The 26,917-nt window shown below is 66.2% G+C and carries 19 protein-coding genes; 10 read left to right on the top strand and 9 right to left on the bottom strand.

Going from position 1 to position 26,917, the window contains the following annotated elements; all coding sequences use genetic code 11:
- Both BRAO375_RS08200 and BRAO375_RS08205 read left to right on the top strand, forming a co-directional pair.
- The coding region (locus BRAO375_RS08200; RefSeq protein ID WP_035639582.1) for an efflux RND transporter periplasmic adaptor subunit at nt 1-576 on the top strand (576 nt) is incomplete at its 5' end.
- Entirely contained in the window at nt 576-3,722 is a 3,147-nt protein-coding gene (locus BRAO375_RS08205; protein ID WP_009026995.1) for an efflux RND transporter permease subunit, read from the top strand. The genes BRAO375_RS08200 and BRAO375_RS08205, both read left to right, overlap by 1 nt.
- Before the next feature lie 12 nt (nt 3,723-3,734).
- Here BRAO375_RS08205 and BRAO375_RS08210 read toward each other — a convergent pair whose 3' ends face one another.
- Both BRAO375_RS08210 and BRAO375_RS08215 read right to left on the bottom strand, forming a co-directional pair.
- Nucleotides 3,735-5,369 (bottom strand): glycosyltransferase family 39 protein, encoded by a 1,635-nt coding sequence (locus BRAO375_RS08210; RefSeq protein WP_009026996.1) that lies wholly within the window; start codon nt 5,367-5,369, stop codon nt 3,735-3,737.
- Nucleotides 5,370-5,625: 256 nt separating this feature from the next.
- A complete protein-coding gene (locus tag BRAO375_RS08215; protein ID WP_009026997.1) occupies nt 5,626-6,300 on the bottom strand; it encodes a Crp/Fnr family transcriptional regulator in 675 nt (224 codons plus the stop codon).
- A 214-nt stretch (nt 6,301-6,514) separates the two neighbouring features.
- On the opposite strand from BRAO375_RS08215, the gene BRAO375_RS08220 reads away from it, so the two are divergent.
- Nucleotides 6,515-8,659, top strand: coding sequence for an AsmA family protein (locus BRAO375_RS08220; RefSeq protein ID WP_009026998.1), 2,145 nt, complete (start codon nt 6,515-6,517; stop codon nt 8,657-8,659).
- Nucleotides 8,660-8,923: 264 nt separating this feature from the next.
- Nucleotides 8,924-11,374 (top strand): adenylate/guanylate cyclase domain-containing protein, encoded by a 2,451-nt coding sequence (locus tag BRAO375_RS08225; protein WP_009026999.1) that lies wholly within the window; start codon nt 8,924-8,926, stop codon nt 11,372-11,374.
- Between the two features lie 1,405 nt (nt 11,375-12,779).
- Here the strand turns inward: BRAO375_RS08225 and BRAO375_RS08230 are convergent.
- Nucleotides 12,780-13,337: a MarR family winged helix-turn-helix transcriptional regulator gene (locus tag BRAO375_RS08230; protein WP_009027000.1), complete on the bottom strand. Its 558-nt coding sequence runs from the start codon at nt 13,335-13,337 to the stop codon at nt 12,780-12,782.
- A gap of 178 nt (nt 13,338-13,515) precedes the next feature.
- On the opposite strand from BRAO375_RS08230, the gene BRAO375_RS08235 reads away from it, so the two are divergent.
- The 5 genes from BRAO375_RS08235 (at nt 13,516) to fahA (ending at nt 19,115) form a co-directional block, all read left to right on the top strand.
- Nucleotides 13,516-15,150, top strand: a complete 1,635-nt coding sequence (locus BRAO375_RS08235; RefSeq protein WP_009027001.1) for an FAD-dependent oxidoreductase — start codon at nt 13,516-13,518, stop codon at nt 15,148-15,150.
- Between the two features lie 11 nt (nt 15,151-15,161).
- The gene (locus tag BRAO375_RS08240) at nt 15,162-15,389 is read left to right on the top strand and encodes a DUF2783 domain-containing protein (RefSeq protein ID WP_035639586.1); all 228 of its coding nucleotides are present in this window, start codon (nt 15,162-15,164) and stop codon (nt 15,387-15,389) included.
- Nucleotides 15,390-15,412: 23 nt separating this feature from the next.
- A complete protein-coding gene (locus BRAO375_RS08245; RefSeq protein WP_009027003.1) occupies nt 15,413-16,369 on the top strand; it encodes an MBL fold metallo-hydrolase in 957 nt (318 codons plus the stop codon).
- Complete coding sequence (gene hmgA, locus BRAO375_RS08250) at nt 16,369-17,715, top strand: homogentisate 1,2-dioxygenase (RefSeq protein ID WP_035639587.1); 1,347 nt, start codon at nt 16,369-16,371, stop codon at nt 17,713-17,715. The genes BRAO375_RS08245 and hmgA overlap by 1 nt, the downstream gene beginning before the upstream one ends.
- Before the next feature lie 125 nt (nt 17,716-17,840).
- Nucleotides 17,841-19,115, top strand: coding sequence for a fumarylacetoacetase (fahA, locus tag BRAO375_RS08255; RefSeq protein WP_009027005.1), 1,275 nt, complete (start codon nt 17,841-17,843; stop codon nt 19,113-19,115).
- 87 nt (nt 19,116-19,202) lie between these two features.
- Here the strand turns inward: fahA and BRAO375_RS08260 are convergent, their stop codons facing one another.
- The gene (locus BRAO375_RS08260) at nt 19,203-19,514 is read right to left on the bottom strand and encodes a DUF1272 domain-containing protein (RefSeq protein ID WP_009027006.1); all 312 of its coding nucleotides are present in this window, start codon (nt 19,512-19,514) and stop codon (nt 19,203-19,205) included.
- An 89-nt stretch (nt 19,515-19,603) separates the two neighbouring features.
- Nucleotides 19,604-20,083: an Lrp/AsnC family transcriptional regulator gene (locus tag BRAO375_RS08265; protein ID WP_009027007.1), complete on the bottom strand. Its 480-nt coding sequence runs from the start codon at nt 20,081-20,083 to the stop codon at nt 19,604-19,606.
- Between the two features lie 118 nt (nt 20,084-20,201).
- Here BRAO375_RS08265 and hppD point away from each other — a divergent pair, with 118 nt between their 5' ends.
- Entirely contained in the window at nt 20,202-21,320 is a 1,119-nt protein-coding gene (gene hppD, locus BRAO375_RS08270) for a 4-hydroxyphenylpyruvate dioxygenase (protein ID WP_009027008.1), read from the top strand.
- A 248-nt stretch (nt 21,321-21,568) separates the two neighbouring features.
- Here hppD and BRAO375_RS08275 read toward each other — a convergent pair whose 3' ends face one another.
- The 4 genes from BRAO375_RS08275 to BRAO375_RS08290 all read right to left on the bottom strand — a co-directional run bounded on the left by BRAO375_RS08275 (nt 21,569) and on the right by BRAO375_RS08290 (nt 26,843).
- Entirely contained in the window at nt 21,569-22,681 is a 1,113-nt protein-coding gene (locus tag BRAO375_RS08275; protein ID WP_009027009.1) for a CaiB/BaiF CoA transferase family protein, read from the bottom strand.
- A 401-nt stretch (nt 22,682-23,082) separates the two neighbouring features.
- Nucleotides 23,083-23,883 (bottom strand): FAD binding domain-containing protein, encoded by an 801-nt coding sequence (locus tag BRAO375_RS08280; protein ID WP_009027010.1) that lies wholly within the window; start codon nt 23,881-23,883, stop codon nt 23,083-23,085.
- A gap of 19 nt (nt 23,884-23,902) precedes the next feature.
- Complete coding sequence (locus BRAO375_RS08285; RefSeq protein WP_009027011.1) at nt 23,903-26,248, bottom strand: xanthine dehydrogenase family protein molybdopterin-binding subunit; 2,346 nt, start codon at nt 26,246-26,248, stop codon at nt 23,903-23,905.
- Between the two features lie 109 nt (nt 26,249-26,357).
- Nucleotides 26,358-26,843 (bottom strand): (2Fe-2S)-binding protein, encoded by a 486-nt coding sequence (locus BRAO375_RS08290; RefSeq protein ID WP_009027012.1) that lies wholly within the window; start codon nt 26,841-26,843, stop codon nt 26,358-26,360.
- Between the last annotated feature and the right edge of the window lie 74 nt (nt 26,844-26,917).

Below are 26,917 nucleotides of genomic sequence, written 5' to 3' on the forward strand. Positions count from 1 at the left end.
GTGTCGCTGCGGGCGCCGGCTGCGGGCGTCGTCACCGAAGTCCGCACCATCGCCGGGGCACCCGCTTCGCCGCAGGCGGGACCGATGTTCCGCATCGCCGTCAACAACGAGCTGGAGCTCGATGCCGAGGTTCCGAGCATTCATCTGCTGAAGCTCAGCACCGGCGCGCCGGTGCGCATCACCCGCGACAACCTCCCTGACATCGTCGGCCGCGTGCGCGTGGTGTCGCCGCAGGTCGACCGGACCACGCAACTCGGCCATGTCCGGATCGCGCTGACCAGCAATCCCTCGCTCAAGCCCGGCATGTTCGCGCGCGCCAACATCGATGCGCGGCGCAGCTGCGGCGTGGCGGTTCCCAACACGGCGATCGATCATCTCACCATCCAGGTCGTGAAGGGCGATGTCGTCGAGACGCGCAGGGTCCGGGTCGGGCTGGTGTCCGACACATCGACCGAAATTCTCGAAGGTCTGACCGAGGGCGAGATCGTGGTGGCCGACGCCGGCAGCTCGCTGCATGACGGCGACCAGATCAAGACCATGTTTGCCGAAGACATCGATCGCACGCGGGTACGCTGATGGCACTGAATATCTCGGCATGGTCGATCCGGAACCCGCTGCCCTCGATTCTCTTCTCGATCATCCTGCTGGTCCTGGGATGGATGAGCTTCACCAAGCTCGCCGTGACGCGGCTGCCGAACGCCGACATTCCGGTGATCTCGGTGGCCGTGGCGCAATTCGGCGCCGCGCCGTCGGAGCTTGAATCGCAGGTCACCAAGATCATCGAGGATGGCGTCTCCGGCGTCGAAGGCGCGCGCCACATCCAGTCGCTGATCACCGACGGCCTGTCGGTCACCACCATCACCTTCGCGCTGGAGACCAACACCGACCGCGCCATCAACGACGTCAAGGACGCTGTGACGCGGGTCCGCTCCGACCTGCCGCAGAACGTCACCGAGCCCCTGATCTCGCGCGTCGACAAGATCGGCCTGCCGATCGTCACCTACGCCGCGATCTCGCCGGGCAAGACGCCGGAGCAGCTGTCGTTCTTCGTCGACGACGTCGTGAAGCGCGAGCTGCAGGGCGTGCGCGGCGTCAGCCAGGTCGAGCGCATCGGCGGTGTCGAGCGCGAGATCCTGGTGTCGCTCGATCCCGACCGGCTGCAGGCGATGGGCCTTACCGCCGTCAATGTCAGCCAGAGCCTGCGCGGCACCAATGTCGACGTCGCCGGCGGGCGCGCCGAGATCGGCAAGAACGACCAGGCGATCCGCACGCTCGCCGGCGCCAAGACGCTCAACGAGCTGTCCAACACCATGATCCCGCTGTTCGGCGGCGGCGAGGTCCGGCTCGCCGATCTCGGCACGGTCACCGACACTATCGCCGACCGCCGCACCTTCGCCCGCTTCAACGGCGAGCCGGTGGTGGCGCTCGGCATCAAGCGCGCCAAGGGCGCCAGCGACGTGGTCGTCGCCGAGGCCGTGCAGAAGCGCATCGACCAGGTCAAGGCCGCGCATCCCGATGTCGAGCTGAAGCTGATCGACACCTCGGTCGAGTTCACCAAGGGCAACTACGAGGCGGCGATCTCGACCCTGTTCGAGGGCGCGATCCTCGCCGTCATCATCGTGCTCTTGTTCCTGCGTGACCTCAGGGCGACGATCATCGCCGCGATCTCGCTGCCGCTATCGATCTTCCCGGCGTTCTGGGCGATGGACATCCTCGGCTTCTCGCTGAACATGGTGTCGTTCCTGGCGATCACGCTGTCGACCGGCATTCTCGTCGACGACGCCATCGTCGAGATCGAGAACATCGTGCGTCACATGCGGATGGGCAAATCGCCCTATCGCGCGGCGCTGGACGCCGCCGACGAGATCGGTCTCGCCGTCATCGCGATCAGCCTGACCATCATCGCGATCTTCGCCCCCGCCAGCTTCATGTCCGGCATCGCCGGCCAGTTCTTCAAGCAGTTCGGCATCACCGTCTCGGTGCAGGTGTTCTTCTCGCTGCTGGCGGCGCGCTTCGTCACGCCGATGCTGGCGGCCTATTTCCTCAAGCATCACGACCACGACGATCCGCCGCCGGGCTTCATCCTGCGCGCCTATCAGCGCATCGTGACCTGGTCGGTGCGGCACTATTACGTCACGATCCTGCTCGGTGTCGGCATCTTCGCGGGCTCGATCTGGAGCACCACGCTGCTGTCGAAGGGCTTCCTGCCGGCGCAGGACGCCGCGCGCTCGCTGCTGGCGATCGAGCTGCCGCCCGGCGCCCAGCTCGCCTACACCGAGAAGGTCACCGAGGACATCGTGGCGCGACTGCGCAAGCGGCCCGAGGTGCGCAGCGTGTTCGTCGATGGCGGCCGGCTGCAGGGCGCGATGGAGGTGCGCCGCGCCGGCATGATCGTCAACTACACGCCGAAGACCGAGCGCAAGATCACCCAGAAGGAGCTCGAGCTCGCGATCACCAAGGATCTCGAGACCATCCCGGATATCCGCTTCTGGTTCACCGACGAGAACGGCCTGCGCCCGATCAAGCTGGTGCTGACCGGCTCCGATCCCAAGCTGGTCGACAATGTCGCGAGCGAGCTCGCCTCGCAGATGAAGCGCATCTCGATCATCTCCAACGTCGTGTCCGACACCTCGCTCGACCGGCCGGAATTGCGCGTGCAGCCGCGCGCCGACCTCGCCGCGCGGCTCGGCGTCTCCACCGAAAGCCTGTCGCAGACGATCCGCGTCGCCACCATCGGCGACGTCGGGCCGGCGCTCGCCAAATACGACGTCGGCGGCCGCCTGGTGCCGATCCGGGTGCAGCTCGAGGATTCCGCGCGCAGCGACGTGAAGACGCTCGAGCAGCTGCGCGTGCCGCTCGGCCAATATGGCGAGAAGGGCGGCGTGCCGCTGGCTGTCGTCGCCGACATCAAGCTCGACCAGGGCCCGACCAGCATCAGCCGTTACGATCGCGGCCGCCAAGCCACGGTCTCGGCCGACCTCGTCGGCCTCGCAGCGCTCGGCGATGCGACCAAGCTGATCGACGAGCTGCCGGTGCGGAAGACCATGCCGGCGAGCGTCAAGCTGATCCCGTCTGACGATGCCGAGAGCCTGAACGAGCTGGCGTCCGGCTTCATCACGGCGATCACCGCCGGCCTGATGATCGTCTACGCGGTGCTGGTGCTGCTGTTCGGAACCTTCCTGCAGCCGATCACGATCCTGTTCTCGCTGCCACTGTCGATCGGCGGCGCCATCGGCGCGCTGATGCTGACCGGCAAGCAGCTCACGATCCCCGTCTATATCGGCATGATGATGCTGATGGGCATCGTGACCAAGAACGCGATCATGCTGGTCGAGTTCGCGGTCGAGGCGATCCACGCGGGCATCCGGCGCGACGAGGCGATCATCGATGCCGGCATGAAGCGGGCGCGTCCGATCGTGATGACCACGATCGCGATGGTCGCCGGCATGATGCCGAGCGCGCTCGCGGTCGGCGCGGGCGGCGAGTTCCGCTCGCCGATGGCGCTCGCCGTGATCGGCGGCCTGGTGTTCTCGACCGTGCTGTCGCTGCTGTTTGTGCCGGCGATGTTCCTGGTGATGGACGACCTCGGCGCGCTGTTCGCCAAGCTCGGCCGCAAGCTGATCGTGTCCGACGGCGCGGACGAGGAGCATGCGGCTCCTGAAGCCGATGCGTCGCACGCGCAGAAGCCGCCGCCGTCGGTGATCTCCCCGGCCGCGGAGTAAGGCAGCGGAAAATCAGTTTACGGTCGAAAGTGTTCGCCGCCGCGCGCTCACATCTTCAGCGATCCCTGGCGGTGACGCGACCGGATGATCGGCCTGTGGCGGCACGATCAGGGCGACGAAACCCTGGCTGGCGCCCTGCCAGCCGAACAGGTTGGTCCGGAGCGTGAAGCTGGCGCGCACCGACGTCCTCGCCTGCGCCGCGGCGGCCTGCATTCCGTTGATGCACGAGACATCGGCATCGTAGCACAGCGCCGCCCAGCCCCGGCTCGTCACCGCCTCGGCGGGCGCCCGCAGCTCGTTCGGATGCACCAGGCTCATCTCATAACGCGGATGGCCGCGGCCGTAGAACGCCGCGGCAAAGGCCAGGCCGTCGTCGCCACCGACCGCCGGAAGCGGGCCGTTCGCGGCCGTCCGCCACAGGCGATCGAGCTCGGCCACCGCCGGCTCATAGAAATTGCGGCCCTCGCTGAGCGGCACGTAGTTGCGGTACATGGCATGAAGCGGCGCCACGACCAGGGCCGCGAAGGCCGCGACGGCGATTGCGATGGCGGCGAGATTGATCGTCAGCTCGCGCGGCGCGTGGTAGGTGGCGCCGCAGACGATGACGATGACGAACAGGAACACGCCTTGCAGGCCCCACAGCGGCGGCATGTCGGTGCCGAACATCGCGGAGATCAAGGCCGGCAGCGCCACCGTGCCGATGCTGATCATCGCCAGTAGCCGAAGCCCGGAGTCCAGGCTGAGCGCATCGTTGAGCACGCGGGCAGGGCGCGGCCGCGTCATCGCCAGCCAGATCAGGCCGGGAATGCCGGCGATGCCGGCCATCGCGAGCGCGAAGCCGCCGCCCTCGATCAGCGCGGCGGCGCCGCTCTTGCCGACGTGATGGTTGATCGCATGCGAGAACGGCTGCGCGCCGGTGGTGGCGAGCCAGTAGAGATGCGGCGCGAGCGCGACCAGCCCGGCCAGCGCCGATATCCACGGCGCCGCCGACGTGAAATACACTCGCCGGTCACGGTGGCACAGCGCGGCGATGGCAAAGCTCGCGATCAGGAAGATCGAATAATACTTGCCGAGCATGGCCAGCGCGGCGGTCAGGCCGGCCGCGACCGCCCACTGAAAGCGGCGCGTCTCGAACGAGCGCAGGAAGCACCAGGTGGCGAGCGGCCAGCTCGACAGCAGCACGGCATTGGCGTTGAAGCGCTGCGCGTGGAACTGGTAGATCGGCAACAGCATCAGCAGCAGCAGTACGATCGCGCGCTTGTCGCCGCGGGCGAAGCGCCGCGTGATCAGGTCGACGGCCCACAATCCGACCGCCGCGTTGGTGAGCGCCAGCAGGTTGAACGACCAGTTCGTCAGCGGAAACAGGGTGGTCCAGGCCCGCGCGGCCCAGCCCATCAGGGGCGGATGCTTGGTCGAGCCCCAGGCGAAGCTGCGCCCCAGCGACCAGGTCTCGATCACGTCCTGGTGCAGGTCGCCTGCCAGATAGGCAATGGAGAAATACGCCATCCAGACCGCCACGAATCCCGTGATCAGCACCGGAACGGCCCAGCCGTCCTCGACGGCGTCGATCCATATCGCGAGGGCTCTGCGCCAGCGACCAACCCCGTCGTTGGTCTCGATCACGATCGCCGGCAACGCAAGACTCATGAGTTCCAACCACTTTCATCTGGCGCGGTCGAGCTCGCTCCCGCATGCTATCGCGTGCGGGCGGAACTCAACGCCGCCGGATTGACCCCGGTTAGAACTGTTAAAAAGGGTTCATGTCGCAAATTGTGAGCGGTGGTGGCCCAATTGCGATCATGTTTGGCCGAGCCTGATACCTAACGATGCACTGCGAATCGTTCGCGCCATCGGCCGGACCAGGATCGGACACATTCGGCCGCGTGCCGCACGTGCGCGCCGGCTATTCGTTGCGCGCGATCGTGTTGAGCCGGGTGAGGTCGTGCAGCAGGATGCGGCCGCGCTGCAGGTCGAGGATCTTGTCCTTGCGCCAGGCCTGGAGCTGGCGGTTGACGCTCTCGCGCGCGGCGCCGACGAACACGCCGAGCTGCTCCTGCGAGATGTGCACCTCGGAGCCGAAATCCTCCGCCAGCGCGCACAGCCGCCGCGCCAGCCGGATCGGCAGCGGCTGCAGCACCGATTCCTCCATCCGCTCGCTCTGCCAGCGGATGCGCTGGCACAACAGCTGGATGATCTTGATCGCGACCTTGGGCTCGCGCTCCAGGAAGCTGAGGAAGTCCTCGCGCCGGAGCACGAACAGCTCGGTGACCTCGCCCGCCGTGGCGTCGGCGGTGCGCTCCTGGCCGTCGAGCACGGCGACCTCACCGAACAGATCGCCGGGTCCCATGAAGTTGAGCGTCAGCCGCGAGCCGTCGGTGGCGCCGGTCTCGATGCGGATCTGGCCGCGGCGGACGCCGAACAGCGCATTGCCGGGGTCACCCTTCTGGAACAAGACCTCGCCAGCCGACAGATGCTGGGTATGGCACAGGTTCGAGATGCGCTGCAGCTCGTCGGAGCCGAGATCAGCGAACATCGGGTTCATCTTCAGAATGACCGCAAATTCGGCCTGCTTGCTCATCACTATACCTTCGGCGGTGGTTTCAAGGCCTCGAGTTACAGAATCCGCGCTGGCGGAAGTGTGTCACAAGTCACATAACGGCGCATGGGCTTACGACTACGTTGGTCGCTCCCAGGGCGATCTTCGTTCCGGGAAAAATTCAGATTGAACCGGGTCGGCGTTGCCGCATGCTAACCCGTGGAGACCGCTCGCCCGCAGCGCTTGGGACATCGATATGAAAGCATTGAAGATCGCAGGCGGCCTGCTTGGCGCCGTCATCGTCGTGCTCGCGCTTGCGCTCGCCTTCGGGCTTCCGGCGAGCTTCCTGACGGTCGCCATCCAGGACCGCGTCGAGCGCGACACCGGCTATCGCCTGAGCATCGCGGGCTCCGCCAGCGTCAGCCTGTGGCCGTCGCTGCACGTGACGCTGACCGACATCACCCTGCAGGATCCCAAGGACCGCGACGGCAACAATCGGCTGACGCTCGCCAGGCTGCAGGCCGACATGGCGCTGTCCAGCCTGTGGTCCGGCCGGCCCGATGTCAGCGAGATCAGCATCGACAAGCCCACGCTGTATCTGCCGCTGCTGCGCGAACGGCTGCGCGACAATGCGCCGCGCAACCGCTCCGCGGCGAAGCCGGACGCCACGCCCGCGGTTCGGATCTCGCGCGTCACCGTCAAGGACGGCGCCGTGATTCTCTCCAACCCGCGCGACCGCGTCGAAAACCGTCTCGACGGCATCGGCGCGACAGCCTCGCTCAGCGACGACAAGATCAAGATCACCGGCTCCGCCCGCGCCGGCGATCGTCCCGTCACCTTCGAGATCAACTCGGCCGCGCCGGCAATGCCGGTCGATCGGCAGACGCTGCCGGTGGACTTCAGGTTCGGGATGGAAAGCGCCTTCCGCGGCGCGCTGGCGGGACGCGCCGATGTCAGGCTCAATGGCTCGCTGATCATGATCAATGGCCTCAGCGGCACGCTGGGCGATGGCGATTTCAACGGCTGGGCCTCGGTCGACCTCGCGAGCAAGCCCCTGGTGAAGGTCGACCTCGACGTGCGCCGCCTCGACATCCCGGACCCCGCCGGGCCGGCCTCGTCCCGCGCCGCGGGTTGGAGCACCGCAGCCATCGACCTGCGCGGCCTGAACTATGTCGATGCCCGCCTCAAACTGTCGGCGACCGATATCGGCGTCTCCGGCGCGCGCCTCGGCCCGTTGGACCTCGAGGCCTCGCTGGCTGGCGGCCTGCTCAAGGCCACCGTCACCAATCTCGGCGTCTACAACGGGCAGGCCACCGGCGAGGTCGTGGTCGACGCCTCCACCGGCAATCCGGCCTACGCGATGCATTGCGACCTCACCGGCGTCCGGGCGCTGCCGCTGCTCTCGAACCTCGCAGGCTTCGACCGGCTCGATGCGCGGATGCAGGGCAAGCTGGCGCTGCGCTCCAGCGGCGCCAGCCAGCAGGCGATCATGAGCAATCTGAGCGGCTCGGCGTTCCTGCTGTTCCAGGACGGCGTGATCCGCGGCATCAACGTCGCGCAGATGATCCGCTCGCTGACCACCAATCCGCTGTCGGGCTGGCAGGATTCGAAGGAGCTGACCACCGATCTCACCCAGCTCTCGGCCTCGTTCCAGATCGAGCGCGGCCAGGCCGCCACGGCCGACCTCAATCTGGTCGGGCCGCTGGTGAAGGTCACCGGCGGCGGCACGATCGATCTCGGCAACCGCGCGCTGGCGATGCGGGTCGAGCCGAAGCTGGTGCTGACCACCGAAGGGCAGGGCCGCACCTCCGATCCGGTCGGCCTCGGCATCCCCGTCGTGATCGACGGGCCCTGGAGCCAGCCGCGCTTCTATCCCGACATGGCCGGCATCCTCGACAATCCCGAGGGCGCCTATGCCAAGCTCAAGCAGATGGGCCAGGGCCTGTTCGGCAAGGACGGCACCGGGCTCAACAACCTGATCAACGGCATCGGTGGCCTGATCGGCAATGCCGCGCCGGGCGCGGGGGGCGCCCCGAACGCGGCGCCCTCGACCGGTCAGCCGAATGCGCAGGCGCCGGCCGCCGGCCAATCCGATCTGCTCGGCGGCCAGCTCGGCGCCACCATCGGCAATCTGATCCAGCAGGGCCTGCAGCAGGCCGCCCCGCCGCAGCCCGCCCCGCCACAGCCTAGGAGCCGCGGCCGCACCGTGGTGCCACCCGGCGGCGCCGTGCCACTGCTGCAAGCGCCGCAGGCCAGTCAAGCGCCGCAGGCCGATCCGGCCGCACCTTCGGCGGAGAACGGCCAGGCGCCGACGGCGGCGACCCCGGTCGAGCCGGGCGACGAGACCGTGCAGGACAGCCAGCCCATGAACGATGTTCTGAAGCGTATCTTCAACAGGTAGACTAGGGTCTGGAATTTGGAGGCATCTGCGGCGTTCTCCGTCGATGGCGGAGGCTGTGGACGACCGTTGCCGCGAACATCGGTTGGGTGGAAGCCGAACCCGGGTTTGCAGCCGCCGCCGGCACGTTTTGTGCTAAACCGGGCCCGGCGGCAGGCAGCTTGGCAGGCGAGCAGTCCCGTCGCCGAGGTGCCGCTGCCCTGGCAAAGGTGGCGGACGCGCCCGTCCGAGGTTCGACCTCGGTGTTGATGCGCGTGAGGGGTCGGTATGAACGGGGTCGAGAACAGAGGCTGGTCGCTGCGGCAGGGCCTGTTCGCCAAATATGTCGTGTCGCTGGTCGGGCTCGTCGTGTTCGTCCTGGCAGTGAACGGCGCGACCGAAACCTGGATCAGCTATCAGTCCACCAAAGCGAGCCTGACCGCCGCGATGGCCGAGAAGGCCGATGCAAGCGCCCGGCGGATCGACCAGGCGGTGTCCGACCTGCAGCGCCAGATCAGCTGGGTCACGCGGGCGAGCGCCAATACCCTGGAGCTTCGCCGCGCCGACTACGTGCAGCTGCTGAGCCAGGCGCCGGCGGTGCGGCAGCTCTATCAGCTCGACGGCCAGGGCCGCGAGCAGCTCCGCGTCTCGCGCACCTCGATTTCGTTCTCGTCGGGCAACGATCTGTCGCGAGATTTGCGCTTCACCGACACCGTCACCTATGGCAGCAATTTCTCGGCCGTCACCTTCAAGGGCGCGCAGCCGATGATGTCGATCTCGGTCGCGCATTCCGGCTTCAATGCCGGTGTCACCGTGGCCGACATCGATCTCGACTTCCTCGAAGACTTCATGACCGAGGCGCAGGTCGGCAAGGTTGGCATCGCCTATGTCGTCGATCCCAAGGGCCAGGTGCTGGCGAGCTCGGCGAAGGGGCCGGCCGTCGGCCAGGACCTCGCGAAGCTGCCGCAGGTCGCCGCTGTGCTCGCGCCGGACGGCCAGTCGCTGGCGTCCGGCACGGACAGCAACGGGCACGCCGTCCTGACGGCGGCCGCGACCTTGCCGAAGCTCGGCTGGGTGGTGTTCTTCGAGCAATCGACGGCGCATGCGCTGGCGCCGATCCGCGACCAGCTGCTGCGCGGCGCGCTCTTGATCGCGCTCGGCCTTGCGGTCGCGATCTTTGCCGGCTCGCTGCTCGCCCGGCGCATGCTCGTTCCGATCACGGCGCTGCGCGCCGGTGCGCGCCGGCTCGGCGCCGGCGATTTCGGTCAGCGTATCGAGGTGAAGACCCATGACGAGCTCGAGGAGCTGGCGGATCAGTTCAACAGCATGGCCGGCCAGCTGGCGCAGTCCTATGCCGTGCTGGAAGCGAAGGTCGAGGAGCGCACGCGCGATCTCGCCCAGTCGATCAACGAGCTGAAGGTGCTGGAGGAGGTCGGCCGCGCGGTGGCGTCCTCGCTCGACCTCAATGCCGTGCTGCCCACGGTAGCGGCGCGCGCGCTCGAGATCACCGCGGCCGACGCCGTGCTGATCTATTCCTACGATGCCGCCGAACGCCGCTTCGCGCTGGTCGAAGCCAAGGGCGTCGATCAGGATGGTGCGCACAAGGTGCTCGACGAGCAGGCGAGCCTGCTGTCGGAGTCCGTGCGCAGCGGCGAGCCGATTGCGATCGCCGAGCTCGAAAGTGCGCCCGATCATCCGCTGCGCGATGTGGCGGTGGCCGCTGGCTTCCATGCCGTGCTGTTCACGCCGCTGGTCGACCAGCAGGGCGTGCTCGGCGCGCTGGTGGTGCTCCGGCGGTCTGCCGGCGCTTTCCCGCCGAACCTGATCGGTCTGATGCGCACCTTCGCCAACCAGGCCGTGCTCGCGATGCGCAATGCACGGCTATTCACCGAGGTCGACCAGAAGGGACGCGAGCTGGCGCTGACCCACGCGACCGTGCAGCAGCAGGCGGCGAAGCTCACCGAGCAGACCGAGCAGCTGCGCGAATGGAACAAGTCGCTGGAAGACCGCGTCGAGAGGCAGCTCGCCGAGATCGAGCGTATCAGACGGCTCGAGCGCTTCCTGGCGCCGCAGGTCGCGCAGATCATCGCCTCCTCGGACGGCCACGATGCGCTGCTCGAAAGCCATCGCCGCGAGGTCACCGTCGTGTTCTGCGACCTGCGCGGCTTTACCGCCTTCACCGAGACGACCGAGCCCGAAGAGGCGATGAACGTGCTGCGCGAATATCACGCGGCGCTCGGCAAGCTGATCTTCAAATATGAGGGTACGCTCGACCGCTACGCCGGCGACGGCGTGATGATCCTGTTCAACGCGCCGATCCCGTTCGAGGACCACACCACGCGCGCGGTGAGGATGGCTCTGGAGATGCGCGAGGAGATCGGCGGGCTGACCGAGCGCTGGAAGAATCGCGGCCACAGCCTGGGGTTTGGCGTCGGCATCGCCGTGGGCTACGCCACGCTCGGCCAGGTCGGCTTCGAGAACCGGCTGGAATATGCCGCCATCGGCAGCGTCACCAACCTCGCCTCGCGCCTCTGCGACGCCGCCAAGGCCGGCCAGGTGATCGCCTCGCGCCGAGTCTACGGCGTCGTCGAAACGTCGGTCGATGCGCGGCCGATCGACGACCTGCATCTCAAGGGCTTCAATCATCCGGTCCTGGCGATGGAGATCCTGCGCTGGCACGGGGAGGGTGCGGAGGCCGGGGACGCCATGGAGGAGCCGCGGCGGTCGGCGGTGACGTGAGCTGTACCACGGAGGATGAGGATCGCTTTTGCAGTCGGCGATCCATCTCCCATGCGCGAGCTCATGGTTGATGCGCGGTGTCGCTTTCGGTGCTGAGCTCTCATCATGAAAGCGCCGCGTTAGCTGCGCCGATGAACGCGGGCTACAAACCCTCTTCATGAACACGCCTCTTAGCGTGTTCATGGTCGATGTGCAGGATCCCGTTGGGTGCCAGAACCTCATGGTGAGGAGCGTCGCGCCAATCTGGCCGCGATAGAATGAGATCTTCGTCCGCGGCGCGTCTCGAACCATGAGGCCCCGCCGGTGGCCTCGCCCTTCGAGACGCCCGCCTTCGGCGGGCTCCTCAGGGTGAGGGGGAGGCAGCACGTCGAGGGGAGGCAGCACGTCGCGGTCGTTTCCGTAAAATAAAATCTTATTGCCATTTTTCGGAAATCGTGATTATCTCCGCGTATCCCGCCTCAAGCAGAAGGGGCGTAGCGCGCGATCGTCACGACACGCGAGGCGGGAATGCGATGGCCGTGGTAGCTCGCAGCATGTCCTTTGGGCGTGCGGACGAACGAGCTGTCACGGACGGTCAAGTCGCGTGGTCCTGGCCTCCCGAAGCTGAGGTCCGCGCAACGTGCGAAGCACGTTGTCGCGATACGGTGGCCAACAAGCCGGCGCACCGGGGAGATCGCGAAGCAGCCGTCAACCCATCGCGCAGGGAATGCCGGCGTGTCCGGCTTTGCCTGTGGTACCTGCCGCCTGCATTCTTTTCCGCAGGCGGGCCATGGGTGAGGCCCTCACCCGGCATTCCCTGCGCCCTCTGCATGCTTGCGAGGGACGGACTGATTGCACGACTCGGGCCGAGTGGGCCGCGAGGTCGCGCGTGCATGTCTCTGATCCATAACCGATCTGTATCTAGAACCGATTTGTTCTCTCGCCGATCCTCGTTGTTTGAACCGTGAATCCGCTCCCCCTCCGCCGTCGTCCCGGACAAGCCGCGACGCGCGCAGCGCATCGCGGCGCCGATCCGGGACTGATACTCCGCGGCCACCATGAGACGCGAGACATCAACTACACGCCTGCCTCAAACTCCTCCCTGTGGTTATGGATCCCGGCGTGCGCCGGGATGACAACGGAGTTTGTTTTGACAGCACCGGCTCTCAACAGCCGTCATTGCGAGCGCGGCGAAGCAATCCAGGGGCTGAGTATGCGGCTCTGGATTGCTTCGTCGCTTCGCTCCTCGCAATGACCGTGGCGAGATTTGTCGGCGCATTCATCCGCCGTAGGATGGGCAAAGGCGCCTGGGAGGTTGGCGTTGTGAGCCATGCTGTCGCGCGCCGTGCCCACCGCGGTCGTGCGGCGACGAACGGCGGGCACGCGTCGCCTCCGGCGCCGCTTTGCCTACCCTACGAGGCCCCTATTAGTACGCCTGCTTCGCGTCCGCCTCTTCGCTCGTCTGGATCAAATCCAGGCTCGCCTCGATCTTGCCGATCAGCCGGTCGAACAGCTTGCGCTCGTCCGCCGACAGGCAGGCCATGATCTCGCGCTCGCGCTGCTGCAGCCGCGGGATCAGCTCCTCGTACAGCGTCTTGCCCTTGCGCGTCAGCCGCAGCCGGAATTCGCGGCGGTCGTCGGCATTCTCCACGCGCTCGATCAGGCGCCGCTCCAGCAACGACGTCACCGCACGGCTGATGGTCGATTTGTGCGTGCGGGTGCAGGCTGCGACATATTGCGCGCTGCAGGCCTCGCGGCGGAAGCCGAGCGTCGCGAGCACCCGCCATTCCGGAATGTCGAGCCCGTAGCGCTCGCGGTATTCGCTGGCGAGCGCCGCGCTCACCTCGGCGGCCAGCCGGTTGAGCCGGAACGGTGCGAATTTGAACAGATCGAGCCGCTCGTCGCCCTGCGGCAGTGCGGCATTCCGGTCGCCGTCGGTGGGTTTCGCCGGCCGCCTGGACGCCGCGCTGGATGAGGTCGCCACGTTCGCGCTCCGATTTTTTTGAGTTGACGCGGCCGAGGCCGTCAGCTTTAGAATAGTTGCAGATGAGACTATCTGGCAAGTCAGTCGTCCGGCAAGGCAGCCGTCAAGTCAGACGCGGGTCTCAGCTGAGGAAATGTCGGTCGCTTCCATCGTCAAGAAACCATAAGGCGAGCAAGCCATGGTGCAGACCAATCCGGGGCAGGGCGCAAGCCAGGCGAAGGTTCAGTTCGGCTATATCAGGCACGGCGATCAGGACCAGGCCGCGCCGGTCGCGCATCCCGTCGTGGTCGTCGGCGCCGGTCCCGTCGGCCTGTCCTTCGCGATCGATCTTGCGCAGCGCGGCCACGCCGTGGTGGTGCTCGACGACGCCGACCGCATCGGCGAAGGCTCGCGCGCGATCTGCTTCTCCAAGCGATCACTGGACTATTGGGACCGGCTCGGCGTCGGCGACCGCATGGTCGACAAGGGCGTGGTGTGGAACGTCGGCCGCATCTTTCACGGCCCGTCCGAGCTCTATCAGTTCAACCTGCTGCCGGAGCCGGGCCACAAGCGCCCGGCCTTCATCAATCTGCAGCAGTTCTATGCCGAGGCCTATCTGGTCGATCGGGTCAATGCGCTGCCGTCGATCTCGCTGCGCTGGCGCAACAAGGTGACGGCGCTCGAGCAGCGCAATGACGGCGCGGTGCTCACGATCGAAACCCCGGATGGCCCCTATCGCCTGTCGGCGCAATACGTCATCGCCTGCGATGGTGCGCGCTCGTCGCTGCGGCAGATGGTTGGTGCCGGCTTCTCGGGAAAAGTGTTCGAGGATCAGTTCCTGATCGCCGACGTCAAGATGACGGCGGAGTTTCCGACCGAGCGCTGGTTCTGGTTCGATCCGCCGTTCCATGCCGGACGCTCGGCGTTGCTGCACCGCCAGCCGGACGACGTCTGGCGCATCGATCTGCAGCTCACGCCGGATTGCGATCCGCAGGTCGAGAAGAAGCCGGAGAATGTCCGGCCGCGCATCGCGCGCATGCTCGGTCATGACAAGTTCGAGTTCGAATGGATCTCGCTGTACAAGTTCCAGTGCCGGCGCATGGAGCGCTTCATCCATGGCCGCGTGATCTTCGCCGGCGATTCCGCGCATCAGGTGTCGCCATTCGGCGCGCGCGGCGCCAATTCGGGCCTGGAGGACGCAGAGAACCTGTCGTGGAAGCTCGATCGCGTGCTGCGCGGCACGTCGCCGTCGGATCTGCTCGAGACCTATCACATCGAGCGCAGCGCCGCGGCCGACGAGAACATCCGCGAATCGACCCGCGCCACCGACTTCATGGCCCCGGTCAGCGCGCAGGAGGCGCGGCTGCGCAAGGCGGTGCTGTCGCTCGCCAAGGAGACCGAGTTCGGCAAGCGCATGGTCAACGGCGGCCGGCTGTCGGTGCCATCGGTGTACGAGACGCCGCTGTCGACCGCCGATGCCGAAGCGTGGTCGAGCGGACCCTGTCCGGGCACCTCGATGCTGGATGCGCCGCTCAAGGCCGCCGACGGGCGGCACCTTTATCTCACCGACGCGTTCAATGCGCAGGGCCGGCGCTTCACCGTGCTGTCGTTCGCCAACGGCGGAACGACCGATGTGCCGGACGGGGTCGGTGTCATTCGGATCGGCGATGCCGATGGATTGGCCGATGCAGAGGGATTCGCCGGCAAGCGGTATGGCGCTGTCCCGGGCACATCCTATCTGCTGCGTCCGGACGGCTATGTGGCGGCGCGCTTCCAGCATCCGACGCGAACGGCAATCGAGTCTGCCGTCGCTCGCGCCTCCGGTCTGAGCTGAAGGATATGGTCATGGCCCTCTCGACCGCCTCCAACTTCGCCAAGCCTGATGATGCCTTCCGCGCCATCGTCGAGGCGCATCGCGGCCTCTCGGAGAAAGACAGCGCCGATCTCGATGCGGCGCTGGTCCTGATCCTGGCCAATCACATCGGCGACATCACCGTGTTGCGCGAGGCGATCACGCTCGCCAAGCGGCGCATGATCGACACCAGTCAGCAACAGCAACAACAGCAGCAATAGCCGCAGACATAAGGAATGAACTGATGGCGAAGGGTTTCGCATCGACAACGGATCTGGCCGAGAAGAAGGTGACCTTCTCCGAGATCGGTCCCGACCTCTATGCCTTCACGGCGGAAGGCGATCCGAACTCGGCCGTGATCGTCGGCGACGACGGCTGCATCGTGTTCGACGCGCAGGCGACGCCGGCGATGGCCAACAAGGTGATCGAGCGGGTCAAGACCGTCACCGACAAGCCGATCAAATACGTCGTGCTGTCGCATTACCACGCCGTGCGCGTGCTCGGCGCCTCGGCCTATCACGCGGAAGGAATCGTCGCCTCGCAGGAGACGCACCGGCTGATCGTCGAGCGCGGCCAGCAGGATTGGGATTCCGAGTACGGCCGCTTCCCCCGGCTGTTCCAGGACGCCGAGAGCATTCCCGGCCTGACCTGGCCGACGCTGACCTTCGAGGGCGAGATGACGATCCATCTCGGCAAGCGCGAGGTGCAGCTGATCCAGCTCGGCGCCGGCCACACCTCCGGCGACATCGTCGCCTGGGTGCCGGACGCCGAGGTGATGTTCTCCGGCGATCTCATCGAATATCACTCGGCGTGCTATTGCGGCGACGCGTACTTGCGCGAATGGCCGTCGACCTTGAACGAGATCCGCGACTTCAATCCCAAGGCGATCGCGCCCGGCCGTGGTGACGCGCTGAAGGGCGAGGCCACCGTGCGCGAGGCGATCGCGATGACGCGGGACTTCGTCACCTCACTCTACGGCGCGGCGGAGGTTTCGGTCGCGAAGGGGCGCAGCCTGAAGGAATCGATGGCGGCCACGCGCGAGGTCATGGATCCGAAATTCTCGAGCTTCGCCATCTACGAGCACTGCCTGCCGTTCAATGTGTCGCGCGCCTATGACGAAGCCAGCGGCATCGACGATCCCGTGATCTGGACCGCCGAGCGCGACCGCGAGATGTGGGCCCGCCTGCAAGGAGAAGGATGATGAACATCAACACATCGCCTGATCAGCTCAGCCGCGCCACGGGGCAGGTCACCCCGGGCTACATGTCCGGCTTCGGCAATTCGTTCGAGACCGAGGCGCTGCCCGGTGCGCTGCCGATCGGGCGCAACTCGCCGCAGCGCTGCGCCTACGGCCTCTATGCCGAGCAGCTCTCGGGCTCACCGTTCACCGCACCGCGCGGCTCCAACGAACGCTCCTGGCTGTATCGCATCCGCCCTTCGGTGAAGCACTCAGGTCGCTTCACCAAGGTCGACGCTGGGCTGTGGCGCACTGCGCCGTGCCACGAGCAGGAGATCACGGTGCAGCAGCTGCGCTGGGATCCGACGCCGCTGCCGTCGGGCGAGGTGACGTTCCTGCAGGGCGTGCAGACGATGACGACGGCGGGCGACGCCGCGACGCAGGCCGGCATGGCGACGCATGTCTACGTCATCACCAAGTCGATGGTCGACCAGCATTTCTACAACGCTGACGGCGAGCTGATGTTCGTGCTGCAGCAGGGACGCCTGCTGTTCGTCACCGAGTTTGGCCGCATCGATGCCGAGCCCGGCGAGATCGTCGTGATCCCGCGGGGCGTGAAATTCCGCGTCGAGATCCCCGCAGGTCCGGCGCGCGGCTATCTCTGCGAGAATTATGGCGGCGCCTTCACCTTGCCGGAGCGCGGCCCGATCGGCGCCAACTGCCTCGCCAACGCCCGCGACTTCCTGACGCCGGTGGCGTCCTACGAGGACAAGGACACCCCGACCGAGCTTTACGTGAAATGGGGCGGCGCGCTGTTCAAGACCGAGCTCAAGCATTCGCCGATCGACGTGGTCGCCTGGCACGGCAACTATGCGCCGTACAAATACGATCTGCGCACCTTCTCCCCGGTCGGCGCCATCGGCTTCGATCATCCTGATCCGTCGATCTTCACGGTGCTGACGTCGCCGTCGGAGACCGCCGGCACCGCCAACATCGATTTCGTGATCTTCCCGGAGCGCTGGATGGTGGCCGACAACACCTTCCGCCCGCCGTGGTATCACATGAACATCATGTCCGAGTTCATGGGCCTGATCTACGGCGTCTACGATGCGAAGCCGCAAGGCTTCGTACCCGGCGGCATGTCCCTGCACAACTGCATGCTGCCGCACGGCCCGGACAGAGAGGCGTTCGACCACGCCAGCAACGGCGAGCTGAAGCCGGTCAAGCTGACGGGCACCATGGCCTTCATGTTCGAGACCCGCTTCCCGCAGCGGATCACCAGGCATGCCGCGGAGTCCGGGACGTTGCAGCCGGACTATGCGGATTGCTGGAACGGATTGGAGAAGCGCTTCGATCCGAATAGGCCTTAGTTGGAAGTCATTCCGGGGCGCGTCGAAGACGCGAACCCGGAATCTCGAGATTCCGGGTCTGGCCCCATCGGGCCATCCCGGAATGACGATCGAGAGAGTGTGCCGCATTCATGGGAATCGAAAGCTTGCCCCACCCCAACGACCCCTCGCTCCGCTCCTTCATCCCGGTCGATCCGTCGTCCGACTTCCCGATCCAGAACCTGCCTTACGGCGTGTTCTCGGCGCAGGACTCACCAAAGCCCCGCGTCGGCGTCGCGATCGGCGACTACGTGCTCGATCTCGCCGTGCTGGAGGATGAAGGCCTGCTCGACCTGTCGCCGGCCTATGAGGTGTTCGCGCAAGCCTCGCTCAACGCCTTCATGATGCTCGGCCCCGCCGTGTGGTCGAAGACGCGCGCGGCAATCAGCGCGCTGCTGCGCGATGACACTCCGCGGCTGCGCGACGACAAGCCGCTGCGCAGCCGGGCGCTGCTGCCGCGCCAGGACGTCACGCTGCACCTGCCGTTCCACGTCGCCGGCTACACCGATTTCTATTCGTCGAAGGAGCACGCCACCAATGTCGGCGTGATGTTCCGCGGCAAGGACAACGCGCTGCAGCCGAACTGGCTGCACATGCCGATCGGCTACAACGGCCGTGCCTCGACCGTCGTCGTCTCCGGCACCAAAGTGCGCCGGCCGCGCGGCCAGCTCAAGCCGCCGAGCGCTGACGTCCCGAGCTTCGGGCCGTGCAAGCGGCTCGATTTCGAGCTGGAGATGGGCGTCGTCATCGGCCAGTCCTCGCAGCTCGGCGAGATGCTCACCGAGGCGCAGGCCGAGGCGATGATCTTCGGCTTCGTGCTGCTCAACGACTGGAGTGCGCGCGACATCCAGCAATGGGAGTATGTCCCGCTCGGCCCGTTCCAGGCGAAGGCGTTCGCGACCTCGATCAGCCCATGGGTGGTCACGCGGGAGGCGCTGGAGCCGTTCCGCGTCGCCGGCCCGGCGCAGGAGCCCGCGCCGTTGCCCTATCTGCAGCAGAAGGGCGCGCAGAACTACGACCTCGCGCTCGACGTGGCCTTGCGCCCTGATGGCTGCAACGCCGCGCAGACCATCTCGCAGACCAACTTCAAATACATGTACTGGTCGAGCGTGCAGCAGCTGATGCACCACGCCTCGTCGGGTTGCGCCATGAGCGTCGGCGACGTCCTTGGCAGCGGCACCATCTCCGGTCCCGACAAACACCAGCGCGGCAGCCTCTTGGAAATCAGCTGGAACGGCACCGAGCCCGTCGAGCTCGCCGGCGGCGTGAAGCGCACGTTCCTGGAAGACGGCGATTCGCTCGTGATGCGCGGCTGGTGCCAGGGACAGGGCTATCGCGTCGGCTTCGGTGAGGTGGAGGGCACCATCGTTGCCGCGGAGTAGGCGTCATTGCGAGCGCAGCGAAGCAATCCAGAGTCGCACGCGCAGCCCTGGATTGCTTCGCTGCGCTCGCAATGACGAACAGAGAGGTCAGCGATTTTCCGGCACGATATCTTTCACGCTGGCCACGAACGCAGCGACGTCCTCGGCCGCATACTTCAGATGTACGCGCTTGTCCGACGGCACCTGCTTCACCGTGCAGACACCCGGGCGCCACTCCCGCACTGGCCGGATCGGCCGCGGCGCGAAGCCGCCGCCGCAGTTCGGGCAGACGTTGTGCAGTTTCGTTTCCGCGCAGTCTGCGCAGAACGTGCATTCATACGAGCAGATGCGCGCGTCCGTCGCCGACGGTGGCAGGTCCTTGTCGCAATACTCGCAGTTGGGGCGAAGCTGCAGCGCCATGGTCGTCTCGCAAAGCTTTGAACGCGGCGATTGTCCCAGAAGGGATGGCACCGGTGAATGCCGAAGTTCCCTCAATTCCCGCCATGCCATCAGCCTGATGACAGCGATCCCAGCGGCAGTTTCGCGCTCTCCTTCAGCCGGTCGAGCACGATCGAGGAGCGCACATGCGCGACGCTTTGATGCGGCATCAGCACGTTGTTGACGATATCCGACAGGCTCTTGAGGTCGCGCAGCACGACCTTGAGCAGGTAGTCGGAATCGCCGGTCAGCGCGTAGGCCTCCTGGATGTCGTCGACGCGGTTGACCAGCGCTCGGAATTTTTGCGCGTTATCGGGCGAATGCGTGGCCAGGGTGATCTGAATGAACGCGATCAGCTCGAAGCCAAGCGCTTGGCTCGCCAACTGGGCACGATAGCCGGCGATCACGCCATCCTCCTCCAGCCGCATCCGCCGCCGCGAGCATTGCGAGGCCGAGAGACCGGCGATCTCCGCCAGCTCCTGGTTGGTCAGCCGGCCGTCGTCCTGCAGCGCGGCAAGCAGGCGGAGGTCGAAGCTGTCGACAGATATCATGCGTTACTTCCCGGAATCATGCATGGATCGTGCATATCTTGGCGAAAATGACAATGGTTTGCATGCTCCATGCGCCGGATTGGGGAGATCATGGCGCCAATCAGCCAAGGAGCTTCCCATGGGTCCGTTTCCGCACGATGCGCCGCCTGCCACCATCTCCGCCGACAACCCGATGGGCACGGATGGCTTTGAGTTCGTCGAATATGCCCATCCCGATGCGGGCGAGCTGCATGCGCTGTTCAAGCTGATGGGCTTCACGGCGGTCGCCCGTCACAAGACCAAGGCGATCACGCTGTATCGGCAGGGCGACATCAACTATCTCGTCAACGAGGAGCGCGGCAGCCACGGCCACGACTTCGTCGCCGCGCATGGCCCGTGCGCGCCGTCGATGGCGTTCCGCGTGGTCGATGCGAAGAAGGCCTATGCCCGCGCGATCGCGCTCGGTGCCGAGCCGGCCGATCTGCCGTCCGTCCAGAAGACGCTCGATGTTCCCGCTCTCAAGGGCATCGGCGGCAGCCTGCTCTACCTGGTCGATCGTTACGGCGCCAAGGGCTCGGCCTATGATCCCGAGTTCGACTGGATCGGCGCCCGCGATCCGCGCCCCTTGGGCTCAGGCCTCTATTACATCGATCATCTGACCCACAACGTGCATCGCGGCCGCATGGACGTGTGGGCCGGGTTCTACGAAAAGCTGTTCAACTTCCGCCAGATCCGCTTCTTCGACATCGAGGGCCGCGCCTCCGGCCTGTTCTCGCGCGCGCTGACCAGCCCGGACGGCAAGATCCGGATTCCCATCAACGAGGATGCCGGTGATGCCGGCCAGATCGAGGAATATCTGAAGACCTATCGCGGCGAGGGCATCCAGCATATTGCCTGCGGCGCGCGCGACATCTATGCGACCGTCGAGGGGCTGCGCGCATCAGGCCTGCCGTTCATGCCGTCACCACCCGACACCTATTTCGAGCGCATCGATCACAGGCTGCCGAAGCACGGCGAGGACGTCGAGCGCCTGAAGCGCAACGGCATCCTGATCGACGGCGAGGGCGTCGTCGATGGCGGCCAGACCAAGGTGCTGCTGCAGATCTTCTCCGCCAACGCGATCGGCCCGATCTTCTTCGAGTTCATCCAGCGCAAGGGCGACGACGGCTTCGGCGAAGGCAACTTCAAGGCGCTGTTCGAGTCGATCGAGGAAGACCAGATCCGCCGCGGCGTGCTGAAGGTCGAGGCGGCGGAGTAGGAGGAAAGCGGCGGGCCCGGAGGCACACTGCCGCTCCACAAACAGCGTCGTCCCGGCCTTGAGCCGGGACCCATACCGCGTAATGTCTCCGGAGGGCACGGCGGCGGACGATCTTCGTCTCACCACGGCCGGTGGTTATGGATCCCGGCGTTCGCCCGGATGACACCGTGGTTGGGGCGCGAGCGCGGTCAACTCATTCCGATGGGATGGTTGCGGCGGGCGTGGTCGCCATGTCCGCGACGCTGAGCTCATCGTCCTGCCTTCCACGCATTCACCAGCGCTCCGATCTCCGTCACCTCCGGCTCGCGGATCGTTGACGGAGTCCGCGAGAAGCGTGGTGCTGGCGCCGGCTGCGTCACGCCGTGGCGCTCGACGAAGACGCCGCGCGCGGCCATGTGGGCGTGCTTCGGCGCCTCCGACATCGTCAACACTGGCGCGAAGCAGATGTCGGTGCCTTCCATGATCTGGCACCACTCCTCGCGGGTCTTGCTCTTGAACACGCCCACCAGCTTCTCCTTCAACGCCGGCCAGGCCCGCGGGTCCATCTGGGCGTCGAAGGCGGGGTCGGAGAGGTCGGCGTGCTGGCGCAGCAGCGCGTAGAACTGCGGCTCGATCGAGCCGATTGAGATGAAATTGCCGCAGGCGCATTCGTAGACGCCATAGAAATGCGCGCCACCGTCGAGGAAGTTGCGCTCGCGTCTCTCGGTCCAGCGGCCCATCGCGGTGAGGTCGAAGAACATTGCGAGCAGCGACGCCGCGCCGTCGCACATCGCGGTGTCCACCACCTGGCCCTTGCCGGACTTGGAAGCTTCCAACAACGCAGCGAGCACGCCGACGACGAGATAGAGCGCGCCGCCGCCGAAATCGCCGACCAGGTTGAGCGGCGGCACCGGGCGTTCCTTGGGGCCGATGGCGGCGAGTGCGCCGGTGATCGAGATGTAGTTGATGTCGTGACCGGCGGCATGCGCCAGCGGCCCTTCCTGGCCCCAGCCGGTCATGCGGCCATAGACCAGCTTGGGATTGCGCGCGAGCACGACGTCAGGACCGAGACCGAGACGCTCCATCACGCCGGGACGGAAGCCTTCGATCAGCGCATCGGCGCCGGCGAGCAGTTCGAGCACTTCGGCGATGACAGCCTTGTCCTTGAGATCGAGCTCGATCACCTTGCGGCCGCGGCCGGCGACCGACTTCATAGTCTTGCGCGCGCCCACACGATCCAGCGTCACCACCTCCGCGCCCATGTCCGCGAGCAGCATGCAGGCAAACGGCCCAGGTCCGATGCCGGCAAACTCGACGATGCGGAAGCCGGCGAGCGGGCCCGTGGCGCGGGTCTGGTTGTGAGGAGCAGTCTTGTCGAGCACGTCGTTGTGTCCTTGGCTTCGTCTCGTGTGGCTTGGCTGATGAGGCACAGAAGTCAGCGGCGTACGACATCCTCCCCTGGAGGGGGAGGGTCGATCGCGAAGCGATCGGGGTGGGGTGATGCCCCACGGCCGGTGCTTCAATCAATCACCCCACCCCGGCTCACATCGCTACGCTCATGTGAGCCGACCCTCCCCCTTCAGGGGAGGGTGGGAATGCGCGGCTGCTGCCTGCCTCATTCAAGCGCCACGACGGATCGTTCGGCGTTTCCTGATCCCTCGATTGTCCCGCGTGCTTCTCATCAACGCAAGCGCGCCGTATGCCGCAAAGCAAAACGGCGCGCATCGCTGCGCGCCGTGTGGAATTTGTTGTGCCGTTGCGCGGAATGATCCGCGCGGCAACCTCAGCCCGCGGCTTGCACCGCACGCTGCGCCATAACCTTCACCAGGTTGGCGCGGTAATCGGCCGAGCCGTGGATGTCGCTGAGCAGGCCTGAGGACGACACGCTGACGCCGTCGATGGCCGAAGCAGACCAATTCGACTTCAGCGCCGCCTCGATCGCGGAGACGCGCATCACGCCGCTCTGCGAGGCACCGGTGGCCGCGACGCGAACGTCGCCGCCCTTGGTCTTGGTGACGAACACGCCGGTCAGCGCGAAGCGGGACGCCGGGTGACGCATCTTGGCGTAGCCGGCCTTCTCGGGCACCGGGAACGACACTTCGGTGATGATCTCGCCGTCCTCGAGCGCCGTGGTGAACAGGCCCTTGAAGAAATCATCGGCCGAGATCGACCGCTTGTTGGTCTTCACCGTGGCGCCGAGCGACACCAGCGCGGCCGGGAAGTCCGCGGCTGGATCGTTGTTGGCAATCGAGCCGCCGATCGTGCCGCGGGCGCGCACGGCGGGATCGCCGAGCACCGAGGTGAGATGGGCGATCGCGGGGATCGCCTTCTTCACATCGGCATTGGTCATGATGTCGTAGTAAGTGGTCGCCGCCTTGATCGTGAGCGTATCGCCCGAGAGCTGCACGCCGATCAGGTCCTTGATCTTGCCGATGTCGATGACATCGGACGGCGAGGCGAGGCGCTGCTTCATGACCGGGATCAGGGTGTGACCACCGGCGAGGAACTTGGCCTCGCTGCCCTTGGAGAACAAAGCTGCGGCCTCGTCGACCGAGGAGGCGCGATGATAGGTCGTCTCGTACATGGTTGCTCCTCCCGTTCGATCAGGCGTTGCCGTGGATCGCGTGCCAGACGCGGTCCGGGGTCGCCGGCATTTCGAGCTTGTTGTTGCCGATCGCATCCGTGATCGCGTTGATCACGGCCGCCGAGGCGCCGATCGCGCCGGCCTCGCCGCAGCCCTTCACGCCGAGCGGATTGCCCGGGCAGAGGGTCGTGGTGTGGCTGAGCTTGAACGACGGCACGTCATCGGCCCTGGGCATCGCGTAGTCCATGAACGACGCGGTGACCGGCTGGCCGTTGCCGTCATAGACGGCATGCTCCAGCAGCGCCTGGCCGATGCCCTGGACGAGACCGCCATGGACCTGGCCCTCGACGATCATCGGGTTGATCAGCCGGCCGAAGTCATCAGCCGCGACGAAGTTGACGAACGACGTCTTGCCGGTGGCCTGGTCGACCTCGAGCTCGCAGATATAGGTGCCGGCCGGGAAGGTGAAGTTGGTCGGATCGTAGAAGGCGCTCTCCTTCAATCCGGGCTCCATCCCGTCAGGCAAATTATGCGCGGTGTAGGCGGCGAGCGCGACCATCGGCAGCGCGATCGACTTGTCGGTGCCGGTCACCTTGAACTCGCCGTTCTCGATGACGATGTCGCCTTCGGAGGCCTCGAGCGCGTGCGCCGCGATCTTCTTGGCCTTGGCCTCGACCTTCTCCATCGCCTTCAGGATCGCGGTGAGGCCGACGGCCGCCGAGCGCGAGCCGTAGGTGCCCATGCCGAACTGCACCTTGTCGGTGTCGCCATGGACGATCGAGACCTGGCTGATCGGCACGCCCAGGCGGTCGGCGATCAGCTGGCAGAAGGTGGTCTCGTGGCCCTGGCCGTGGCTGTGCGATCCCGTCAGCACCTCGATGGTGCCGACCGGATTGACGCGGATCTCGGCCGATTCCCACAGGCCGACGCCGGCGCCGAGGCTGCCGACCGCCTTCGACGGCGCGATGCCGCAGGCCTCGATGTAGCAGGACAGGCCGATGCCACGCAGCTTGCCCTGCGCCTTGGCGGCGGCCTTGCGCGCCGGGAAGCCGGCATAGTCGATCGCCTTCATCGCCGCGTCGAGCGAGGCGTTGAAGTCACCGGTGTCGTAGGCCATGATCACCGGGGTCTGGTGCGGGAACTGGGTGATGAAGTTCTTCCGCCGCAGCTCCGCAGGATCCATCTTGAACTGCCGCGCCGCGGTCTCGACCAGCCGCTCCAGCAGGTAGCTCGCCTCGGGGCGCCCGGCGCCGCGATAGGCGTCGACCGGCGTGGTGTTGGTGTAGACGCCCATCACCTCGGCGTAGATCGCCGGGATGTTGTACTGGCCCGACAGCAGGGTCGCGTACAGATAAGTCGGCACCGACGACGAGAACAGCGACATGTAGGCGCCGAAATTGGCGTGGGTCTTCACCCGGAGGCCGAGCATCTTGTGATCGGCGTCAAACGCCATCTCGGCCTTGGAGATGTGGTCGCGGCCATGCGCGTCGGTCAGGAACGCCTCGGTGCGGTCGCCGGTCCACTTCACCGGACGGCCGACCTTCTTGGAGGCCCACAGCGCCACCATCTCTTCCGGATAGATGAAGATCTTGGAGCCGAAGCCGCCGCCGACGTCGGGCGCGATCACGCGCAGCTTGTGCTCGGGCGCGATGTTGTAGAACGCTGACAGCACGAGGCGGGCGACGTGCGGATTCTGCGAGGTCGTGTAGAGCGTGAAGTGCTCCTCGGCGGCATCATAGTCGGCGATCGCCGCGCGCGGCTCCATCGCGTTGGGCGCGAGGCGGTTGTTGGTCAGCTCGAGGCTGACCACGTGAGCGGCCTTGGAGAAGGCCGCGCCCACCGCGGCCTCGTCGCCGATATGCCAGTCATAGACGACGTTGCCGGGCGCTTCCGGGTGAAGCTGCGGCGCGCCGGGCTTCAGCGCCGAAGGCATGTCGGCCACCGCGGGCAGCTCCTCATACTCGACCACGACCGCTTCGGCCGCGTCGCGCGCGAGGTTCTTGCTGTCAGCGATCACGACGGCGACGGCCTGGCCGACGAAGCGCACGGTCTCCGGCGCCATCGCCGGCCATGCGCCCATCTTCATCGGCGAGCCGTCCTTGGAGGTGATGGCCCAGCCGCAGATCAGGTTGCCGACCTTGTCGTCGACGATCTGCTTGCCGGTCAGCACCGCGACCACGCCGGGCATCGCCTCGGCGGCCGAGGAGTCAATGCTCTTGACCTTGGCGTGGGCGTGCGGGCTGCGGATGAAATGGGCATAGGTCATGCCCACCAGCTTGATATCGTCGACATACCGGCCCTTGCCGGTGATGAAACGCTTGTCCTCCTTGCGGACGACGCTTGCGCCAATGCCTTCCATACCCATGCGAATCTCTCCCCTACCGGAGTTTGTTGTCCCGCTGCGGCCAGCGCGCGCAGCGGTCGTGGTCTCGGTATTTGATTGAAGGACGTCGAAAGCCTGAACCCGACAGCCGTTATTCGGCGGCCTGGGCGACCTTCATGCGGCCCGCGGCGTCGAGCACGGCCTTGACGATGTTGTGATAGCCGGTGCAGCGGCAGATGTTGCCTTCCAGCTCCTCACGGACGGTGGCCTCGTCGAGCTGGCCTCCGTGGCGGTGCACAATATCGATCGCGGACATGATCATGCCCGGGGTGCAATAGCCGCATTGCAGGCCGTGATTGTCGCGGAAGGCGGCCTGCATCGGGTGCAGCTCGTCGCCCTTGGCGATACCTTCGATGGTAGTGACGTTGGCGCCGGCGGCCTGGCCGGCCAACACGGTGCAGGACTTCACGGCCCGGCCGTCGATATGGACGACGCAGGCGCCGCATTGGCTGGTGTCACAGCCGACATGGGTGCCGGTGAGATTCAGATGATCCCGCAACAGGTGCACCAGCAGGGTGCGATCCTCGACCTCAGCCGAGACCGCCTTGCCGTTCACTGTCAATTTGACTGTCGACACGAGTAACCTCCCGATGAATTATTCTTATTCTGATTAGAAACAGCGCCCTCAGGACTTTGCAACTCGAATTTTCG

This window comes from Bradyrhizobium sp. ORS 375, assembly GCF_000239775.1.
Classification (GTDB): domain Bacteria; phylum Pseudomonadota; class Alphaproteobacteria; order Rhizobiales; family Xanthobacteraceae; genus Bradyrhizobium.

What these genes read in the sequence shown, in the direction of transcription:
- BRAO375_RS08205 (WP_009026995.1), top strand. Translation starts at nt 576, where the DNA reads ATGGCACTGAATATCTCGGCATGGTCGATCCGGAACCCGCTGCCCTCG.
- BRAO375_RS08210 (WP_009026996.1), bottom strand. Translation starts at nt 5,369, where the DNA reads ATGAGTCTTGCGTTGCCGGCGATCGTGATCGAGACCAACGACGGGGTT.
- BRAO375_RS08215 (WP_009026997.1), bottom strand. Translation starts at nt 6,300, where the DNA reads ATGAGCAAGCAGGCCGAATTTGCGGTCATTCTGAAGATGAACCCGATG.
- BRAO375_RS08220 (WP_009026998.1), top strand. Translation starts at nt 6,515, where the DNA reads ATGAAAGCATTGAAGATCGCAGGCGGCCTGCTTGGCGCCGTCATCGTC.
- BRAO375_RS08225 (WP_009026999.1), top strand. Translation starts at nt 8,924, where the DNA reads ATGAACGGGGTCGAGAACAGAGGCTGGTCGCTGCGGCAGGGCCTGTTC.
- BRAO375_RS08235 (WP_009027001.1), top strand. Translation starts at nt 13,516, where the DNA reads ATGGTGCAGACCAATCCGGGGCAGGGCGCAAGCCAGGCGAAGGTTCAG.
- BRAO375_RS08240 (WP_035639586.1), top strand. Translation starts at nt 15,162, where the DNA reads ATGGCCCTCTCGACCGCCTCCAACTTCGCCAAGCCTGATGATGCCTTC.
- BRAO375_RS08245 (WP_009027003.1), top strand. Translation starts at nt 15,413, where the DNA reads ATGGCGAAGGGTTTCGCATCGACAACGGATCTGGCCGAGAAGAAGGTG.
- hmgA (WP_035639587.1), top strand. Translation starts at nt 16,369, where the DNA reads ATGAACATCAACACATCGCCTGATCAGCTCAGCCGCGCCACGGGGCAG.
- BRAO375_RS08260 (WP_009027006.1), bottom strand. Translation starts at nt 19,514, where the DNA reads ATGGCGCTGCAGCTTCGCCCCAACTGCGAGTATTGCGACAAGGACCTG.
- BRAO375_RS08265 (WP_009027007.1), bottom strand. Translation starts at nt 20,083, where the DNA reads ATGATATCTGTCGACAGCTTCGACCTCCGCCTGCTTGCCGCGCTGCAG.
- hppD (WP_009027008.1), top strand. Translation starts at nt 20,202, where the DNA reads ATGGGTCCGTTTCCGCACGATGCGCCGCCTGCCACCATCTCCGCCGAC.
- BRAO375_RS08280 (WP_009027010.1), bottom strand. Translation starts at nt 23,883, where the DNA reads ATGTACGAGACGACCTATCATCGCGCCTCCTCGGTCGACGAGGCCGCA.
- BRAO375_RS08285 (WP_009027011.1), bottom strand. Translation starts at nt 26,248, where the DNA reads ATGGGTATGGAAGGCATTGGCGCAAGCGTCGTCCGCAAGGAGGACAAG.